At 68.7% G+C, this 17,397-nt stretch carries 17 protein-coding genes and 5 pseudogenes; 11 read left to right on the forward strand and 11 right to left on the reverse strand.

All coding sequences use genetic code 11. The annotated features are described in order from the left end of the window. Both E2E34_RS18305 and E2E34_RS18310 read right to left on the reverse strand, forming a co-directional pair. On the reverse strand, window positions 1–803 hold an 803-nt coding region (locus E2E34_RS18305; protein WP_138903004.1), incomplete at its 3' end, for a glycosyltransferase family 4 protein. Beyond that, entirely contained in the window at window positions 800–1,933 is a 1,134-nt protein-coding gene (locus tag E2E34_RS18310) for a glycosyltransferase 87 family protein (protein ID WP_244315842.1), read from the reverse strand. The genes E2E34_RS18305 and E2E34_RS18310, both read right to left, overlap by 4 nt. A gap of 142 nt (window positions 1,934–2,075) precedes the next feature. Here E2E34_RS18310 and E2E34_RS18315 point away from each other — a divergent pair, with 142 nt between their 5' ends. Both E2E34_RS18315 and E2E34_RS18320 read left to right on the forward strand, forming a co-directional pair. Further along, window positions 2,076–3,278 (forward strand): sensor histidine kinase, encoded by a 1,203-nt coding sequence (locus E2E34_RS18315; RefSeq protein ID WP_138903005.1) that lies wholly within the window; start codon window positions 2,076–2,078, stop codon window positions 3,276–3,278. Window positions 3,279–3,283: 5 nt separating this feature from the next. Continuing rightward, window positions 3,284–3,967: a response regulator gene (locus E2E34_RS18320; protein WP_138903014.1), complete on the forward strand. Its 684-nt coding sequence runs from the start codon at window positions 3,284–3,286 to the stop codon at window positions 3,965–3,967. Between the two features lie 301 nt (window positions 3,968–4,268). On the opposite strand, the gene E2E34_RS18325 is transcribed toward E2E34_RS18320, so the two are convergent. From E2E34_RS18325 to E2E34_RS18335, 3 genes are all read right to left on the reverse strand, one after another. Continuing rightward, window positions 4,269–4,499, reverse strand: coding sequence for a hypothetical protein (locus E2E34_RS18325; RefSeq protein WP_138903006.1), 231 nt, complete (start codon window positions 4,497–4,499; stop codon window positions 4,269–4,271). 155 nt (window positions 4,500–4,654) lie between these two features. Continuing rightward, a complete protein-coding gene (locus tag E2E34_RS18330; RefSeq protein WP_138903007.1) occupies window positions 4,655–5,161 on the reverse strand; it encodes a GNAT family N-acetyltransferase in 507 nt (168 codons plus the stop codon). Window positions 5,162–5,482: 321 nt separating this feature from the next. Next, entirely contained in the window at window positions 5,483–5,821 is a 339-nt protein-coding gene (locus E2E34_RS18335) for a hypothetical protein (RefSeq protein ID WP_244315844.1), read from the reverse strand. A 139-nt stretch (window positions 5,822–5,960) separates the two neighbouring features. On the opposite strand from E2E34_RS18335, the gene E2E34_RS18340 reads away from it, so the two are divergent. Further along, complete coding sequence (locus tag E2E34_RS18340) at window positions 5,961–6,491, forward strand: Rossmann-fold NAD(P)-binding domain-containing protein (RefSeq protein WP_244315846.1); 531 nt, start codon at window positions 5,961–5,963, stop codon at window positions 6,489–6,491. A gap of 109 nt (window positions 6,492–6,600) precedes the next feature. Here E2E34_RS18340 and E2E34_RS36520 read toward each other — a convergent pair. After that, a pseudogene (locus tag E2E34_RS36520) lies at window positions 6,601–6,783 on the reverse strand (SAM-dependent methyltransferase); the annotation flags it as partial. A gap of 16 nt (window positions 6,784–6,799) precedes the next feature. Further along, the gene (locus E2E34_RS18350; protein WP_138903008.1) at window positions 6,800–7,003 is read right to left on the reverse strand and encodes a cold-shock protein; all 204 of its coding nucleotides are present in this window, start codon (window positions 7,001–7,003) and stop codon (window positions 6,800–6,802) included. 668 nt (window positions 7,004–7,671) lie between these two features. Between E2E34_RS18350 and E2E34_RS18355 the strand changes: the two genes are divergently transcribed. From E2E34_RS18355 to E2E34_RS18370, 3 genes and pseudogenes are all read left to right on the forward strand, one after another. Further along, window positions 7,672–8,016, forward strand: coding sequence for a hypothetical protein (locus E2E34_RS18355; protein ID WP_138903009.1), 345 nt, complete (start codon window positions 7,672–7,674; stop codon window positions 8,014–8,016). Window positions 8,017–9,657: 1,641 nt separating this feature from the next. Further along, window positions 9,658–10,376 (forward strand): annotated as a pseudogene (locus E2E34_RS18365) (response regulator). Between the two features lie 262 nt (window positions 10,377–10,638). Next, the gene (locus E2E34_RS18370; protein WP_439333685.1) at window positions 10,639–11,529 is read left to right on the forward strand and encodes a GAF domain-containing protein; all 891 of its coding nucleotides are present in this window, start codon (window positions 10,639–10,641) and stop codon (window positions 11,527–11,529) included. A gap of 447 nt (window positions 11,530–11,976) precedes the next feature. Here the strand turns inward: E2E34_RS18370 and E2E34_RS18375 are convergent. Further along, window positions 11,977–12,909, reverse strand: a pseudogene (locus tag E2E34_RS18375) (IS5 family transposase). Window positions 12,910–13,178: 269 nt separating this feature from the next. Between E2E34_RS18375 and E2E34_RS36530 the strand changes: the two are divergent. After that, window positions 13,179–13,673, forward strand: coding sequence for a transposase (locus tag E2E34_RS36530; protein ID WP_244315850.1), 495 nt, complete (start codon window positions 13,179–13,181; stop codon window positions 13,671–13,673). Window positions 13,674–13,754: 81 nt separating this feature from the next. Here the strand turns inward: E2E34_RS36530 and E2E34_RS18385 are convergent. Next, window positions 13,755–14,241: pseudogene (locus E2E34_RS18385) on the reverse strand (ATP-binding protein); the annotation flags it as partial. 454 nt (window positions 14,242–14,695) lie between these two features. Beyond that, complete coding sequence (locus E2E34_RS18390) at window positions 14,696–15,190, reverse strand: DUF5994 family protein (protein ID WP_138903010.1); 495 nt, start codon at window positions 15,188–15,190, stop codon at window positions 14,696–14,698. A gap of 37 nt (window positions 15,191–15,227) precedes the next feature. Between E2E34_RS18390 and E2E34_RS18395 the strand changes: the two genes are divergently transcribed. From E2E34_RS18395 to E2E34_RS18405, 3 genes are all read left to right on the forward strand, one after another. Further along, window positions 15,228–16,025, forward strand: coding sequence for a DUF5994 family protein (locus tag E2E34_RS18395; protein ID WP_425573458.1), 798 nt, complete (start codon window positions 15,228–15,230; stop codon window positions 16,023–16,025). A 4-nt stretch (window positions 16,026–16,029) separates the two neighbouring features. Further along, window positions 16,030–16,239: a hypothetical protein gene (locus E2E34_RS18400; protein WP_138903011.1), complete on the forward strand. Its 210-nt coding sequence runs from the start codon at window positions 16,030–16,032 to the stop codon at window positions 16,237–16,239. 109 nt (window positions 16,240–16,348) lie between these two features. After that, complete coding sequence (locus E2E34_RS18405) at window positions 16,349–16,621, forward strand: hypothetical protein (RefSeq protein ID WP_138898869.1); 273 nt, start codon at window positions 16,349–16,351, stop codon at window positions 16,619–16,621. Between the two features lie 169 nt (window positions 16,622–16,790). Here E2E34_RS18405 and E2E34_RS18410 read toward each other — a convergent pair whose 3' ends face one another. Then, window positions 16,791–17,162 carry a hypothetical protein gene (locus E2E34_RS18410; protein ID WP_167518312.1) on the reverse strand — a complete coding sequence of 124 codons (372 nt, stop codon included), beginning with the start codon at window positions 17,160–17,162 and terminating at the stop codon, window positions 16,791–16,793. Between E2E34_RS18410 and E2E34_RS36535 the strand changes: the two are divergent. Further along, window positions 17,100–17,397: pseudogene (locus tag E2E34_RS36535) on the forward strand (hypothetical protein); the annotation flags it as partial. The gene E2E34_RS18410 and the pseudogene E2E34_RS36535 sit on opposite strands and share 63 nt — an antisense overlap.

Raw genomic sequence — 17,397 nt, forward strand, 5'->3', positions numbered from 1 at the left:
GTGTGGTGGGGGTGGCCGCCCGCGAAGACGACCGAGTCCAAGACGCCTTCGGCCAGGGCAAGTCGACGTAGTACGGAGAAGTAAGGACCGTCACCGACCAGGAGAAGCATGGCGTCCGGGACCGCCCTGCGGATCCAGGGCAGCGCCCTGATCAGGGTGTCTTGGCCCTTGCGCGGGACCAGCCGGGCCGCGCACAGGATCACTGGGCGGCTGCTCAGGCCGTACCGGGCCCTGACCGGGCCTCCGTCGATGCCGGGGTGAAAGACCGTGGTGTCCACGCCGGGGACGAGGCGTGCAGTCTGGGTCCCGGGGGTGAGGGCCGCCTCGATCGGTCCGCGGGTGCTGGCGCCTAGCCAGGTCAGGGCGTCCACCTCGTTCCCGATGCGGCGCAGCAGACCGCGGGCGCCGAGGGTGCGGGCCCACCACACCTCATGGCCGTGCGTGGTGGCGACGGCGGTACGGATGTCCGTCGTCCGCCTCAGCCGCGCCGTCATCAGGCCGAGCGGCGCCGCCGCTCCGAACCAAACCCGATCGCAGCCATACCGGCGGGCCACGGACGCGGCGTGCGCGGTGGCCCGGGGGGTGGGCAGGAGGGTGCGTACCCGGTGGCGGATCACCGGGTACGGAAAGGGCTCCTCGGGTGCCGACTCCGCCGTAGCCGGGCTCGGCGCAGAGGTGAAGACGACCACCTCGTCGGATGGGAAACGGTCGGCCAGTTCACGGACGAACGTCTCGATGCCGCCCTGCCTGGGCGGGAAGTCATTGGTGACGATCAGCGTGCGAGGACGGGAGTTGTTCGTCATACGAGGGCCTTCTCCCTGGAAGGGGCGACAGGGGTGACGGTGCTGCCCCGCTGCAACATTCGGTACGCCAGCGCCCCGAGCACCAGCGGATAGACCAGATAGCCGAAACGGGTCGCGGGCATCAGAGCCATCGCCAGGCCCAGACCGAGCGCGAGCCGGGCGGCCGCCGCCCGTGCCGTCCCCGGCGGCCGCACCACCAGCCACACCGCGATCAGCAGCGCGCTCACTGCGAGGAGCGCGAGCGCGATCACCCTGCCGCCGGGGACGTACGTCGCGAGCAGATGCCCGGGCAGCGGGCTCGCGGCCGGCGAGGTGGTGTCGGTGAGGCCCAGCGGGAAGGCGATGACGCTCCGGTAGAAGCCGGCGGGGTTAGCGAGGGCGAAGGGCAGCACCGCCGCCGTCGCGGTGGACAGGGCCACGGCCGCGTACCTCAGCGCGGGTCGGCCGCCCCGGCGTACCGCGATCAGCGCCAGCGCCACGGGCAGCGCGGGCCACGCCGTCCACTTGAGCGCGGCGGCGGCGCCGAGCACCAGCCCTGCCCGACCTGGCCGCCCCTGCCCGGCGAGCACGACCCCGAGGCACATCAAGCCGACGACCGGAAGGTCGATCCCGCCCACCGCGAGGGGCAGCGCGACCAGAGGGCAGGCGAGCAGCCAGGATCGCTGCAGGCCGGCCGCAGCGAGGGCCGCCACGAATGCGCCGCCCAGCCACCAGCGCGCATCCCCGGGCAGCACACCGAAGAGCGCCATCCCGGGCAGGTAGGGGTTGAAGTCGGCGACGGCCGTAGGGCCAGCGACGTACGGGCTGCCGGTCGTGAGCAGCAGCTGCCCTGACCGCTCGACGACCGTGACCTCCAGCTGCCCGAGCCCGGCTCTCACCAGCCAAACGAGCGGCACCACGACGGCCCCCGCCACCGCGACCATCCGGGCGGCTGGGCGGGAGCGCGCACCGCAGGCAAAGGCCGCCGCGACCGCGTAGCCCGTCCCCGCCATCACCCCCCACACCCGGTGCGGCCCCAGATCCGAGGCCAGGGCGAGCCCCAGCGAGACAACCGCGCAGCCAGCCCACACGTACCGCTCGTGACGTACGTACTGGATGTGTCGCACGTACCGTTCATAACTCTTCGTCATGTCCATCGACGGTAGGAATCCGCAGGTCGGAAGGCATCAACCGAGACTCCGGACCTGGAACTCAACCCGTGGCATGACATCCGGCCACAGGCTCAACCCGTGCGGCGACGCGCGCACCCACGCCAGCACGGACCATGGATGTATGAGTACGTCCCTTCAGCAGCGGTCCCGCGCCTGGATCGCCGCGCCCGCCTACCCCTGGGTAACCGGCAGTGCCCTGACCGTCGGTGCCGTGGCGGAGCTGATCATCTTTCCCGGATCCGTAACCACCACGATCGGGGTCCTCGTCTCCTCCGCCTCGCTGATGTGGCGACGGTCGTTCCCCCCCGTCGCGGTGCTCACGGTCGCCGCGGGGCTGCTCGGGTTCGCCGGGGACGTCAACCTGTACGTCTCGATCATGGCGAGCGGGCTGATCAGCTGCTACACCCTGGGCCGCAACCGGGTACTGCACCCCGCGGTAACCGTCGCGGGCGCCGCGCTCGGGGCCCTGTGCGTGAACCTGGTGCACATCAACACCTGGTCGCGGATGGACCTGCCGGTGCCCGCGCTCTGGGAGAAGGGATCGCTCAGTCTGTTCGCCGAGTCGTTCCTGCTGACCGTGGTCATCTTCGGGGCCGTGATGATGGGTGACGCGGTACGTTCCCGGGAGGAGACCCGCAAGGAACGGAACCTGGCCCAGGACCAGTTGATCGCCATGGAGCGGCAGCAGGCCGCCGAGGCCGAGCGGGCCGCCATCGCCCGTGAGCTGCACGACATCGTCTCGCACTCGGTGTCGATGATCGCCGTGCAGGCCGAGAGTGCCACGTACACCACCCCCGGACTCACCCCCGAAGCCCGCGACGGCTTCCAGCAGATCGCCGGCACCGCCCGCTCCTCGATGGCCGAACTGCGCCGCCTCCTCGGTGTCCTGCGCACCCCCCAAGGCCAGGGTGACACAGCCCTCACCACCCCGCAGCCGACCCTTGACCACCTCGCGGAACTCGTCGAGCAGCACCGGGCAGTGGGCGGCGAAGTCGAATTGAGAGTCACCGGGGAGCAGGTGTCGCTGCCCGCCGCATGGGAGCTGTCCGCCTACCGGATCACCCAGGAGGCGCTGACCAATGCGCGCAAGCACGCGCCCGACGCCCGTACCCTTGTGGAGATCGACTACGGCGCCGACCGGCTGCTCACGCTGCGCATCCACGACGACGGCCCGGGCCCTGCTTCCGCTCCAGGCTCCGGCGCGGGCCACGGCCTGACCGGGATGCGGGAGCGGGCGGCCCTGGTCGGCGGTCGGCTCAGCGCGGGCGCGGGCCCGGACGGAGGTTTCCTGGTGGAGGCAGAGCTTCCCTGGGGGACCGGGTGATCGGCATGAAGAAGGAGTTGGGTGTGATCAGGGCACTGGTCGCTGACGATCAGGCGGTCGTCCGCACCGGCTTTATGAACCTCCTTAACACTCAGGAGGACATCGAGGTCGTGGGCGAGGCCGAGGACGGTGTGCAGGCGGTACGCATCGCCGCCGAGACCCGGCCCGACCTCGCGCTCCTCGATATCCGGATGCCGCACAAGAACGGCATCGAAGCAGCCCGCGAGATTCTGGCCGCCTCCGGGGGCACGACGAAGATCCTGATGCTGACGACCTTCGGGCTCGACGAGTACGTGTACGACGCGCTCGCGGCCGGCGCGGGCGGCTTTCTGCTCAAGGACGCCACCTTTCCCGAACTACTGCACGCGGTGCGAGTAGTGGCGGCCGGGAACGCCCTGCTCTCGCCCGAGATAACCAAGCGGGTGATCGGCGAGTTCGTGCATGCGCGGACCTCGCGACTGCCGGTTCACTCCGTGGGGGAGCTCACGGCGCGTGAGGCGGAGGTGCTTACCTTGATCGCTCGGGGGCTGTCCAATACGGAGATCGCGAGCCGGCTCACGATCACGGATCACACCGTGAAGACCCATATCAACCGGCTGTTCGCGAAGCTGAAGCTGCGGGATCGAGCGCAGGCCGTGATTATGGCTTACGAGTTGGGGCTTGTGCGGGTGGAAGGCAGGGCCGACTGAGGGATTGTTCCCCGGTCCACTGGGCCTCCACAGCAAACATGACCCGCCGCCTCACCACACCCACTCCGTCCTGGCGCGACACCCTCCAGGCGGCCGCGTGAACATCACCGAACTCCTCACCAACCTCCAGGCCCGCCACGACGCGGCCAACACCTGGGCCGGCGAACTGACGACCTCCTCGGCATACCAGCTGACGACCCGGCCGTGAACGTCACGCGTAGCTGCCTCGGACCCCTCACCCGACAAGGCTTCCTCACCCAACCCGGACGAGGCCGCTACCAGAAACGGACTTAACGCCCTCTCAGACCACCGTCGACCGCCAGCTGACGCCCGAACCGCTGGACAAACGCTGCCGCTTGAAGTGAACGAAGCCAAGGATCTCTTTACGCTGGTCTAGCCTGTCAAGCAGCGGGAACTCCACGCGCCATGGTGCCCAGTTTCGAGTGATCGAGTGGGCTCGAGGCCTGTCCTTCTTGGTCGGCTCGATTCCGACGTAGGCGATGGAGATTTCCGGCGGCGCGTGCTGCGTCATGCAGGTCCTGCAGGGGATCTGCTGGAGGTATTTGGTGCATGGTGCGAACAGGTTGCTTCCCAGGAAGCCCACGTCGTTTGGCCGGCACGGGCCCTGCGCGCCGTGGATCACGCCTGACCTGGTGCTGCACCCGGAAGCTGGGAACACCGGCCCGGTCAGTACCCGTTCAAGGCGACGTCGCGCCGGCCGACCTTGCGTGGCAGCTCGGCAACCACCTCGTCCCCCTCGGTAGCCGTCGTCGGCCGGAACCCCAACGAGGCGTACAGGTCCCTGGCCGCCGTGTTGGTGGGGAGGTACGACAGACGAACTACCCAGCAGTCCTCACGGGCCGCCAACCATGCGATGAGGGTGCGCGCCGCTGCGCGGCCCACTCCCCTGCCCTGCTGGGTACCGTCGATCAGCATGCCGCCGATCCAGTACGAGCCGTCCTCGTCACGACCCCACATGATGTGCCCCACGACCGTGTCGTCGGCGCAGACGGCGAGCGAGCGCCACACACCCTCACGCATAGACAGCAGGAGGTAGCGAGCTGCCAGGGCGGGTACGTACCGGCGCTGGTCGTCCGTAGGAGCGACGTCCGCAACGGCGCGCCAGTTCTCGTCGTTCACCTCGTGCAGGGCGACGCGTCGCCCTGTTTTGTCCTGGAATCCATGGCTGATCACCGGTGCAGGGTAGATCCGAGACGCTACCTCGCGCGAGCCGTTTACCGGGCGGACCGGGAGTCGAAAGGCGGCTTCGCAAAGGGCGCGAGATCGCCCGGAAGCAGGAGGCTGTCACTGGGAACTCCCGCCTTCCCGGGGAAGGTTGCTCGCACTACTGCGGTCGCCGAACCGCCGGAGCCTTCGTGACCTGGACCGTTGTCGCATCCAGCGATGGCCAAAGGGCGCCGGCATCGATCGAAACAGCGCGGAAGCGGCCTAACGGGGCCGGTGGCAACGCGTGCACCAGGCCGCGGAGCCTTCTTCGACCGGGGGTGTCGCCTGTCACCGCAGTTGGTTGAATGCCTGGTCGGCGTCGGTTACAGCCTCGGGGTGGACGTCGTGGGCGGTTCGACCGTCGGCGATCTTCTGCCAGTTGGTCCGGGCGAGCACCCGTTGGACCGCGAGTACCTGGGCGGCTCGCAGACGTGCCTGGATGCCTTCGCCGAGGGCGTCCGCCAGTGCCTCCTCGTCCTCGAGCTGGTACCGCGTGAGCCGTGCCGCCAGGCTCGCTGTGGTGAACACCAGCCGATGGAACGCCACCACCTCGGGGTGATCGTTGAGGCCGGTGACGGGGTCGTACCCATCGAGGCCGGCCCGGAAGTGCCGGTGCAGCGCCGTCAAGGGTGTGATGCCGGACCTGCGGTCACGTACAACGCGTGCCGCCTCGCGCCGGGGCGAGGGGCCGGATCGACCGCCTCGTTCCTCTCCTCCCCCGCACCAGACGCCGCACCCCTTCTTCCAGCAGCCCATTCCCATGGCGGTGCTGCACGCCGACATCGAGCGGCTCATCGCAACCACCGGACTCGAGTCGACGATCATCCGGCCGGGGATGTTCGCGTCGAACTCGCTGGCCTGGTGGGCGTCCGCGATCCGGGCCGGCGACGTCGTCCGGTGGCCTTACGGCGCTGCGGAGACGGCGCCGGTCGACGACCGCGACATCGCAGCCGTCGCGGCGCGGACGCTCCACCAGGACGGACACGCCGGAGGCGACTACGTCCTTACGGGCCCCGAATCGCTGACCCAAGCCGCGCAGGTGGGCGTCATCGGTGACGCCCTGGGGCGCCGGATCGCATTCGAGGAGATGACGCCGGACGAGTTTCAAAGCCTGTCGGCTGGCACGGCGCCCAGCTCGGTCGTCGACATGCTGCTCGCCGCGTGGAGCGCGGCAGTCGGACAGCCCGCGTACATCACCACAGCGGTGGCCGACATCCTCGGGACGGCGCCACGAACGCTTCGCCAGTGGGCCGCCGACCACACCACCACGTTCGCCGAGGGGTCGGAGGGGTCGTAACCTCGTCGACAGCGATCTGCGCCCCTGGCTGCAGCCTTCAGTCGTCGTCCCGGCCCCCGCCTCCAGGATGTGCCGGGCGCGCGTGGGTGCGGGAGGCTCAGCGGCCCGGGGCGTGGTAGCCCATGCCCGAGGAGAGGTCGCGCCCGAAGGCATCCAGCCCCAGTTCGTGCAACATGGCCGTCAGATGTCAAGGCCCGCACCCGATGTCGGCTGCCCGCGGGTTCCCCGTCCCGCGTACCAGCTCGGCGTAAGTGCCGATCATGTTCCGTGCGCACGAGTGCGTCTCCAACCTAATCTCGCTCGGAGGATCAGGCCGGCGTGATGTTCTCCGCCTGTGGGCCCTTCTGGCCCTGCATCACGTCGAAGGTGACGGCTTGGCCTTCCTGAAGTTCCCGGAAGCCGGATGCATTGATGTTGGAGTAGTGCGCGAAGACGTCCGGCCCGCCGCCGTCCTGCTCGATGAACCCGAAACCCTTTTCGGCGTTGAACCACTTGACGGTTCCGCTGGCCATGCTGCTGCCTTCCGTTGATACCCGGACCCGCATCACACGGTCCCGGAGGTTGGTTGGTACTGCACAGCCAAATGCCCGCACCCCGGGCGCGACATGCACTGCGAACCACGACATCGGCAGAAATCGCCACCCGCGGAACCGCTCGACACGAGAGAGTCCCGGATCAGCCTGGGCCCTTGAACTGCGGTGTGGAGGCCCTCGGCTCTGAGCAAGGTCGTCAGGACGCGCGGGGCCAGGGGGCCCGTGCGGTCCGCCGGCGGTTCGAGCGGATGCACGGGGGTTCACCGGCACGGCCCGGAACCATCGTGGCACGGGACGCCCCCACGTCGAGCACCCCAGAGCCCGGCCCAACGGCAAGCCCAACGGGTTGGGCCACTCATGGGCGATACGCGCGGCAGCCACAACCGCCCAGAGCCACCCGCACCTCCCATCACCCCGGAACTCTGGCCCCGACCGGGCGGCCCAGGGGGCAACGCACGGCACGGACGAGGCAAGACCACAGGGCCGACGTCGACCGCATCCCGTCATGGCCGCAGCCGCCCAGCCCCTCCAGAACGAGGTGACACCTCGGCGCGTTGCACCAAAATGTCACAAAAAGGGTTTAACGTTTATCCCGCCCAGTTCCACCCATCGTTTATCACGTCGACTCTGACGGAAGTGGAGATGTTGTGCGCAAGCTTCGTAACGCTGCCCTGGTGGCCGCCATGCTCGGGAGTCTCAGCATGCTCGGGGCCGGTGTTGCCGCGGCCGCCGACGCGTACGGCGACCGGGACGGCAGAGGCAAGGGCAGGGACGGCAACGTGGTCGTGTGCGAGCAGCGGTCTCGGGTCAGCGATGACACGCGCCAGCTCGGTCTGATCAACCTCGCGACCGGGCCCATCACGCTCCTTGGGAGCGGCCCGGCGTCTTCGGCCTCGGTCCAGCAGATCTGCAGCGGCGAGGACACACTGGCCAGGAATGGCGCCGTCGCCGAGACGGGGCCGGGACTCGACCTCGGCTTCGGCCTTCTCTGACCACGCGAGGCGCGTGCCGGCGTTTGCCGACTGAGCCGGTAACGAATAACGCCCGTCAAGCTCGGCCGGCCTTGGCAGCAGCCCGAACCACCGCTGAACTACCGCCCTGCGGGCCATGGCATCCCGACCATCGATGACCAAAGCCGCAGAAGGCCACTTTCCGGGCCGGTCACACATAGCGGTCGGCTGACGGGCCGGGAGCCGTTCATGCGAGATGCTCGGCTGGGAGTTCCCAGCCGAGCATCTCGCATGAACGGCTGTCGCGTGCGGCCGCATCAGCTCCGAAGCGCTCCGGGCGCTGCTCGGCTGTACTCGGACACCCAGCTGACGGATCGGTATCAACGCTGCCCACGGTGCACAGCACATTCGCCATCGAAACGCACCGCTCACCGTCGGCCCGTGCAGACTTAACACGGTGGTCAGCGCAGCGCGGGCCGTGGAGCCAAGTCTGCTTGCGCAAATTCGCCCGACTTCGGCTTCACGCATCTGCGATCACGGTACAGATCGGCGCGTGGTCAGGGTAATGACTCCGGCGTGGGGTCGGCCGGCACCGGGAGGGAGGGGCGCCGCTGACGTTCCAGAGCCATCGCCCAAAGAGCTTGAGCAGTCGTGGCTGCTCTCAGAGCGGCCTCCAGTACTTCCGGTGCGTACAAGTCGTTCTCGCCGCTGGGTGGGATGATCCATTCCAGATGCCCTGACTCGCGATAGGGAGGCGGCACAGCGACCCAGCATCCGCGCTGGGCGTACCGCAGTCCTGTCCCGAACCACTCGTCGTCGGCGTCACAGGGCAGGAAGAAGCCGATCCTGCGCATCTTGCGATGCAGCAGTGTCGCCCCAGGTCGCCGGGTCCGATCATCCCATAGCACCTCAAGAGCGAGCAGGCCGAGATGCTCGGGCGTGCTGAGAACGTTCCAGCGGCGCCCGGCCTCCAAAAGCGCAACCCCCGGATCTGCTTCCCACTGCTTTTTGCACGCACGGGGGTCCGGAGCCGCCGCAGCAAGCCACTCAATACTGCGCATCCACATCGCATCCCACACCTGAACCTCCTACGACGAGTGACAGCTCAGGCTCATCCTTGTGATCACTAAGCAGGACGGGAAGGGTGGTGAACCCTGGCGGTAAAGGTCGAATATTCGACCCTAGCGATCGTGACCGATCACTGTCACTCGTTAGAGGGCACATGTCCCCCCAAGCACTTGATCGGGCAGCGTCGGCCCCTCCCCGACACCGACACACAGCCCGAAGCACCGATTCCTTCAGCGCATCCATCAGGTCCACCGGCGGCTGAGGCTCCGGCACCTGCGCCAGTTCTGCGCCAGACCCTTCACGGTGACCAGCTGCTCCAAACGCCTGGCGGTAATCGTCCTGGAGCTCGCAAACCTTCGACCTCGGTGACCTCGCGCATCAGCATCTCGGCGAACTCCAGCCGGAGCGCGACCTTTCCAATGCTGCGGGTAACACCTGAGGCTGAGGCGATGCATCGGCGACCGCCTGGTGGGTGCCCCCACCGGGTTCTGGACGTCAGCCGTTCAAGGAGGGCCAGCTGGCCCTGGCCGCAGAACGAGGAATGCTGCAGTCTGGACATTGCGGGGGCGCTTGTCCCCGCCGACTGCGCGGCCGACAGCGCTGAGGGAGCGGTCCGTGCCGGACAGCGGTTCACGCAGTGTTGAGAATCCGATCCGGGTTTTCCTCCTCGATGATCACGAAGGGGTCCGGCGCGGTGTACGTGATCTCCTCGGTGACGAACCCGACATCAGCGTCGTCGGGGAAGCGGGGACCGCGGAACAGGCTCTGACGCGGGTCCCGGCCCTACGCCCGGACGTGGCGGTGCTCGACGTACGGCTCCCCGACGGCAACGGTGTGGATGTCTGTCGGGAATTGCGCTCGAGCTGCCCGACCTCGCCTGCCTGATGCTGACGTCCTTCGATGACGAGGAAGCCCTGCTGGACGCCGTCATGGCCGGGGCATCCGGATACGTGCTCAAGCTGATCCAGGGCGCCGACCTCGTCGCTGCGGTGCGCACCGTGGGCTCCGGCCGATCCATGCTGGATCCCAGCGCTGCCGCCCGGTTGATGTCGCGGCTACGGGGGGAACACCACGGGGAGCCGAAGGTGGGCGCTCTGTACGGTCTGACGGACCGCGAACGTGACATCCTCGCCCTGATCGGCGAAGGACTGACCAACCGTGAGATCGGCCAGCGGCTCTATCTCGCTGAGAAGACGATCAAGAATCACATCTCTCGCCTGCTGGCGAAGCTCGGGGTGGAGCGGCGTGTGCAGGCAGCGGTCATCGCCGCCCAGGTACCCCGCGGGGCGGCTGGAGTGGTACACCACGGCGAGAACCGACCCAGACACGCTTAGCCGTGGTGGAGCCCAAGCGAACCGCGGCCCTGTCCGCCTATTCGTCACGCGGTCGAGGCACTCCTGAACGGCTCCGCGGCACCTGTAGTCCCGATGGTCAGTCTTGTCGCAGCCCAGAGGAGAATTTCCGGTGGAGCATACCCAGGACAGCGGCACACAGGGCAAGCAGAGGGAGTGCGCGGAGCGACTCGCACTTCTTAAGTGCCGACTGGACGCGGCACACGGCACCCGCGACCGGGTCCAGGACCTGATGGAAGTAATGATGTCAGTCGGCCGTGACCTGGACCTGGAACACGTCCTGCGGCACGTGGTGAAGGCGGCGACGACCTTGGTGCATGCGCGATATGGCGCGCTCGGCGTCATCGGACCCGATCACGAGAAGCTCGTCCAGTTCTTGACCGTCGGCATAGACGACGTGGGCGCCGCCTCGATCGGCCCGTCGCCTTCCGGCCATGGCATCCTCGGCGAGCTGATCGCGCACCCCGAACCCCTGCGTCTGCCGAGAATCTCGGAGCACGAGTCCTCGTACGGATTTCCCGCCGGCCACCCCCCGATGAACAGTTTTCTGGGTGTGCCGATCCGTATACGCGGCCAGGTGTTCGGCAATCTGTACCTCACCGAGAAGCTGGGCGGCGCCCAGTTCGACGCTGAGGACGAGTCGATCCTGACCACTCTCGCCGTGGCGGCGGGGGTGGCCATCGACAACGCCCGCCTGTACGAGAGGTCGCAGCAGCGGGAGTTGTGGCTCCAGGCGACGGCCGAGGTCACGCACAGTCTGCTGTCCGGCAGTCCGCGCGGCGCGGTGCTCGCTCTGATCGCCGACCGGGCGCGCGAGATCGCCGGGGCCGACCTGGTCGTGGTGGCGTTGCCCACGGCCGAGCGGGACTCCTTCGTCCTGGAACTGGCCAGCGGGCTGGAGGCCGACACCTATCGAGGTCCCCGCCCTGCGATGACCAGCGGACTGATCGGTGCGGCGTTCACCCGGGCCGTTCCGGTCACAAGCGAGGATGTGGACGATCCACGGCTCGCGGCGGATCGTGCCGGGCCGACCGGTCTGGGTCCGGCCGTAGCGGTTCCAGAGCAAGCCGCGCCCGTCGGTGCTGCGCCCTCCGCCCTACTCCCCCGCTGTGATGGTCTTCGACCTTGTCCGTGACCGTCGATCCCACCACGACTGCGACTTCAGCGCGCGCCAGCCACCAGGCCACAGCTCCCCGAGGTCCGGAGCGCACCTTGTCCTGTGCCATCGAGCTTTGATCACGTGCCATTGTCGGCGTACGCATGAATGTGGCTCTGGCAAGATTTTCGCAGCTGGAGATCATCTCGTTGACACGGTGGGCCGGTCGCCGTAAGGGGCAGCCTGGGCTGTGCTCTGTCGAACTAGCAAGTCAGTTACCCCAGTTGGCAAATGTACTGGTGGTCTCGGTTGATGTCTCCGATGCGGCCGTGACGGTCCGCGCCCGCACGAGGTTCGGTGTTCCAGCGGAATGTCCGGGATGCGGCGAAGCCCGGCGCGTGGGTCCACAGCCGCTACATACGGCGCCTCGCCGACATCACTCTCGGAGGCCGGCCTCTGCACATCCACTAGGCGCTGTTTCTCGGATCATGTACGGAGCCAGATCATGAGGGTTGCCAGGATAACAGTGCCGAGGAGGATGTAGGCGCGTTTCTCGTAGCGGGTGGCGACGGCCCGGAAGTTCTTCAGCCGGTTGATGGCGCGTTCGACGGTGTTGCGTTTCTTGTAGCGCTCGCTGTCAAAGCCGGTCGGCCGGCCGCCTCGGGAACCGCGGTTCTGCCGGTGCCGTTGCTGGTCGAGGCGTTCGGGGATGGTGTGCCGGATGTGCCGTCGTCGCAGGTAGCGGCGGTTGTGCCGCGACGTGTAGGCCTTGTCCGCCAGGACATGGTCGGGACGGGTGCGAGATCGCCCAACTCCGGCGCGAGGCACGGAGATCCGCTCCAGCACCCGCTCGAACTGAAGGCCGTCACCATAGTGTCCCGGTGTCAGGACGAGGGCGAGGGGCCGGCATCGTCCCTCCGCAGCGAGGTGGATTTTGGTGGTGAATCCTCCGCGGGAACGTCCCAGGCACTCGCCGATCTGACCACCTCCTCCAGCCGGGCGGTCAGCTTCCTCAGCACCGGATCGACCTGGTTCGTCCCCCAGTCGGACCCCTTTTGAGGGGGCGCGGCCGGCGGTGCTTTCCTCGCGCCGACGGCGTGCTGGTGGGCCCGGACCGCGGTTGAGTCGACCGACACGTCCCAGTCGATTCCCCCCGCAGCGTCCTCGGCGGCCTGCACCTGCGACAGCAGCATTGTCCACGTTCCATCCGCTGACCAGCGGCGATGCCGTTTATAGACAGCTTCCCACGGCCCGAAGCGCTCCGGCAAGTCCCGCCACTGCACACCCGTCCGCACCCGATAAGAGCACCCCGTTGATCACCCGACGGTGATCACTCCACCGGCCCCCACGCGCACCACCCTGAGGTAAGAACGACTCCAGCCGATCCCACTCCGCCTTCGTCAAATCACCACGGCCCATACGACCAGCCTGGCCCCAACCCCCCACTCACGTCAGCAGATCCGAGAAACAGCGCCTAGTCCGTACGCCGCCTGTACTGCGAACCCCGCTTGCCCGAAACTGACCTTCACCGAGCAAGTGGCGGGACTGACCGTGCATTACCAGCGGCGCACACCAGAGCTGCAGCGCCTGGTTGAGGCCGTTGGTGTGGTACTGGCCGGGCGGGGCGGTTCCCGGATGCTGCGCATCCTGAACGTCACGCTCTCCCGGTGCACGGTTCTGTCTCAGTGATGCGGGTGCCGCTTCCACCACTGGAAACGTCCCGGGTGCTGGGGACGGACGACTTCGCGCTCTACGGCGACACCTACGGCACCCTCCTGGTCGACGCCACCACCCGGCTCCCGCTCACCCTCCGGGAAGGACGCGACGCGCAACAGCTCAGCCAGTGGCTCCGCGAGCACCCAGGTGTCGAGGTGGCTTGCCGCGACGGCTCCCTAACCTACCGGCAGGGCATCACCGTCGGCACCCCCGAAGCCGTGCAGGTCAGCGACCGTTTCTACCTTTGGCAGGGGCTCTCCCGCCGTGTCCAGGACATCGCCTCCGCCCACCGCGGCTGCCTGCCCGCAGCACTGCCACCGGTCAGCGAGACCGAATCAACACCGATCGAGGAGACCGCCGAGGACGCCGCGGAAGACACCCAGGCCGGGCGCCATGGCCGAAGGTTGTTCGGGGCCGTGCACGCTCTGACGCACACCGGCCGCAGCCACAGCTCCGTGGCCCGGTAGCTCGGCCTGGACCGCCGCACCGTGCGCAAAGCGGAACGAGTCCGTGCTGGTCGCGACAATATGCACGTTGAACGTCACCCCGTCCACGAGCGCCGCGCAAACCCGGGGATCGGTGAACGTCTGCTTCCACTCCGAGAACGGAGCGTTCGAGGCGATGGCGATCGCGCGTCGTTCTTCGCGTTCGGTGAACACCTGGAACAGCAGTTTCGCACCGGGCTTGTCCAGGTCGAGATAGCCGAGCTCGTCCACACAGCAGGTCAACGCGCCCGTAGCGGGCCAGCGTCCGGCCGAGCTTCTTCTCGTCGGCCGCCTCGGCGAGCTCGTTGACGAGGTTCGACGTGGTCGTGTAGCGGACCTCCATGCCCGCCTCGGCGATCGCCGTACCGATGCCGATCAGTACGTGCGACTTGCCGGTGCCGGAGTCTCCGATCAGGCAAAGCGGCAGGCCCGCCTTCACCCAGGCCGGGTCGGCCAGGGTGCTGAACTGTTCGGGGGTGACGTTCGGCTTCTTCTCGAACTCGAAGTCCTCCAGCCGCTTCGGATGGGGGAAGTCCGCCTCCCTGACCAGCCGGTTCTTCTTCCGCTCCTCGCGGTAGAGGCATCCCCGTCAGAGTCAGAGGCTGTCCCGGGAGGAGGCCGCCGAACGCGCCGCCGACTACGTGGAAGGCCGGTAGGTCGAACCCCTGGTCGGCACGGCGTACGTCTGTGGCGGCGTGACTTCGCCGCCCGCGGGCGCGTTGGAGAAACGACGCTCCCCCGGCCCCCTCGCCGGAACTCCCGTGGTGACGGCCCCTTGTTCCCGCCCGGCGACAGGGGCCGTCGCCGTCCCTCCGTCGTAACGGCTTCGGCTCCGGTACGGGGGTCGGGGGGCGCGCCGCCGGCCTGGCGGGCGGCGAGTCGGCGTGGGCGGCATTGCTCATGGGGGCTGGTGCCGACGTAGATCGCCTTCTAGCTCTCCGATCCTGCGGCCCCCGTGTCCACCACGTCGTGGGTCCGCCACTCACGGCTGTCCGCCATCCGGATCATGCCGACTCCCCGCGGTCGGCCGCTGGTTCGGGAGGCGTGGCGACGAGGATCTCGGCGGCCTGGGTGACGTTGTCGGCCCGGACCGCACGGGTCATGGCCTCGCGTGCCGCGTCGGGTGCCGTGTCCGGCGGCACCACCATCAGGGCGAAGTGGTCCTTGTCGCCTCGAGTGATGAGGACGGTGTCGTCGCCGACGGGGAAGGAGTCGAGGTGCACGACACGCTCGTCGACGATCACACGCGTCGGGACCTCCTCCCAGGCGTCCGCGTCCAGGCCGACGCGCGTGACGGGGCCGAGGTGTGCGGTGAGCACCTGGATCAGGGCGGGCAGCTCGGCCGTGACGTCCCGGGAGCGGGGCCACCAGGCGCCGTCGAGGGCGCCTACACGGGAGTGGGTCGTCTGCAGCCGGAGCAGGGCGGTGCCAGGTTTCACCGCTCGGTGGATCTCGTCCGGAAGGAGCTTTTGAGGGGTGGGAGTGTCGGATTCGGCCATGTTGGTCCGCCTGCCTGCGCGGGGTCGCCGACACCTCATGGCCGGCGCGATACCGCCGTGGTTCTCACGGTACCCGCGCGCCTGCGGTGATGCCCGCGGCCATCGGCCGGACGGCGTGCCCGGTGGGGAATCACCTGGTCAGAACGGCTCGTCCTACCACTGGACGGAGTACGCTGAAAGTACCGGGAGTAAGTCGAGCACCCGCTCCCACGCGGACGTCGTTTCCGGCGATCAAGACACTGGGCCGCCCTGCAGGGCGGCCCGGAGACGGGTCCGCGTTCATGACCGCCACCCTCGCACCCCGCTCTCGGCGCGCCTGTCGCTGACACCTGAGACCACCCTCGTCGGCCAGTCGGACGGCGCTTGGTGGCCTGAGTCACGCGACCTCGAAGCCGAGCTTCCACCCCTCATGGACACGCTGGAGGGCCGCTTCGGACGCATCACGCGCGTCATGGTGAACCCCACCCGCTGGCCCGTCGTCCCGCACAAAGTTGCCGCCACAGGGCACATAGTGCACGTGGGCTGGTTCACCGAACAGGACTCCGACAAGATGATCCTGCTCTCCTACACCGTCAGCCGCTGCGACCTCTTGGTGATCCCGCCCGAGACGGAACCCGCCACAGCCGCTCGGCTCATGGCCGCCGCAGCCACCCCCGGCAGCATCCTCACCGCCGGTGTCCTGATGTCCGACGAAACCGCGACCGGCCGCCGCATGCGGGACGCCCAAAGCAGCGAGGACGCCTGGGAGACCGACGGCGGGTCCGCCCTGCCACCGCTCCGGCAGCCGGTCGCCGGCGCGCGGATGATCGCCATGCCCGCGAACCCGCGGAGGTGACCCCATGGAAACCCTGATCACCACCGCCGCGATCGCCCTGCTGATCGCGCTCGGCACCCGCCTGATCCACCGGCTCAACGCCCAGCACGACGCACGCATCGCCGCCCACCACTTCGGCGACCCCTTCCCGGCCATTCACCGGCCGCCCGGCCACAGCCACCCCACGCCAACGGAGCAAGCCGCCCACCGCAGGCGCACGGGCACCTGGCCCTGACCACCACCCCTGACCACTCCTCCGACCGAAGGCCGCGGGTGGGGCCCCCGCCCGACATCGGGACAACCGACCCACCGGCCTCTCGCCCGCCCCCTGAAGGGACCAGGTCATGGCGACACTGCGCGAGCGACAGGTCTACCGCGAACGGGTCCTGACCGCCCTCTACGAAGCCACCGAAGGCAACCGTCTCCTCGGAGTCCCGGGGCGGAAGCTGCGGAACGACCTGCGCATCCCCGAGGAGGACCTGGCCGCGGCCTGCACGTACCTGGCTGGGGAGGAGCTGATCACCGTCGACTGGGAGCCGGGCAATACACCCGCGATGGTCTCCCTGACCCACCAGGGAATCCGTCGCATGGAGGCCGAAGAGGAAGCACGCGGCTGAGCTGGCCTGCCCGATGGCCCGCTCTCTTCCCAGCCGTCTGCCCCGCGGTCGTACAATTGAACATGGATCGAGCACTCTCACGTGTGACGATCCGGAAGGGCGGCCTCGGCGGAGTGAATGCGCTGGGGCCGTTGCAACGACCCTCGCCATGAGGCCCGCGCACCCGACATCATGGTGCCGCCCGGTGCTGGTGACCCACCTCGCGCGCGAGGTCCAGTCCGAGGACACGGTCGAGAAAGGCGAACGTCTCGAACTTGGCACCGGCCGGTACGTCGGCGCGCGTCGCCAGGGTGCCCAGCGTGTCCAGGACGGCGGGGACGCCGAGATCATCAGCCAGCACGGCATGGGTGTGTCGCAGGACATCGGCGGGGATCGGCCTGGACGGCTCCTGTGCCCAGTCGGCCACCAGCTGCCGCCAGTCCCCCAGCGTTCTCCGGGCCGCTTCGAGCGCGGTACCGCTGACCGCGACCGCCGCGCGGTGACCGGGCGGGACGTGCACGACGAGCTGCGCGCCCGGCTGCACGAGGCGGCCGGGGCGCACCGGCCCGACCGCGCGCGGATCCTGGCACGGCTCGAACGCGGCCTGGCGCGGAGGACCTGCCCCGATCCCGAGCGGCCCGTCCGCCCCGGTTCGGCTGGGTGCGCGCAGTTGGCGTCACCGCCGCGGTCGCGGGGATCCTCGCCGCCGGCGGCTACGGCGTGGCCTCCGTGCTGAACGACGAGCCTCCGCAGCAGACGGTCGCGGTCCCGCCGACGCCCGCCCCCACCTCCACGCC

Source organism: Streptomyces albidochromogenes, from assembly GCF_005981925.1.
Lineage (GTDB): Bacteria > Actinomycetota > Actinomycetes > Streptomycetales > Streptomycetaceae > Streptomyces > Streptomyces albidochromogenes.

Coding starts and splice junctions, on each gene's coding strand:
- E2E34_RS18310 (WP_244315842.1), bottom strand. CDS start 1,933: ATGACGAAGAGTTATGAACGGTACGTGCGACACATCCAGTACGTACGT.
- E2E34_RS18315 (WP_138903005.1), top strand. CDS start 2,076: ATGAGTACGTCCCTTCAGCAGCGGTCCCGCGCCTGGATCGCCGCGCCC.
- E2E34_RS18320 (WP_138903014.1), top strand. CDS start 3,284: ATGAAGAAGGAGTTGGGTGTGATCAGGGCACTGGTCGCTGACGATCAG.
- E2E34_RS18325 (WP_138903006.1), bottom strand. CDS start 4,499: ATGACGCAGCACGCGCCGCCGGAAATCTCCATCGCCTACGTCGGAATC.
- E2E34_RS18350 (WP_138903008.1), bottom strand. CDS start 7,003: ATGGCCAGCGGAACCGTCAAGTGGTTCAACGCCGAAAAGGGTTTCGGG.
- E2E34_RS18370 (WP_439333685.1), top strand. CDS start 10,639: ATGTCAGTCGGCCGTGACCTGGACCTGGAACACGTCCTGCGGCACGTG.
- E2E34_RS36530 (WP_244315850.1), top strand. CDS start 13,179: ATGCGGGTGCCGCTTCCACCACTGGAAACGTCCCGGGTGCTGGGGACG.
- E2E34_RS18390 (WP_138903010.1), bottom strand. CDS start 15,190: ATGGCCGAATCCGACACTCCCACCCCTCAAAAGCTCCTTCCGGACGAG.
- E2E34_RS18395 (WP_425573458.1), top strand. CDS start 15,228: ATGGCCGGCGCGATACCGCCGTGGTTCTCACGGTACCCGCGCGCCTGC.
- E2E34_RS18400 (WP_138903011.1), top strand. CDS start 16,030: ATGGAAACCCTGATCACCACCGCCGCGATCGCCCTGCTGATCGCGCTC.
- E2E34_RS18405 (WP_138898869.1), top strand. CDS start 16,349: ATGGCGACACTGCGCGAGCGACAGGTCTACCGCGAACGGGTCCTGACC.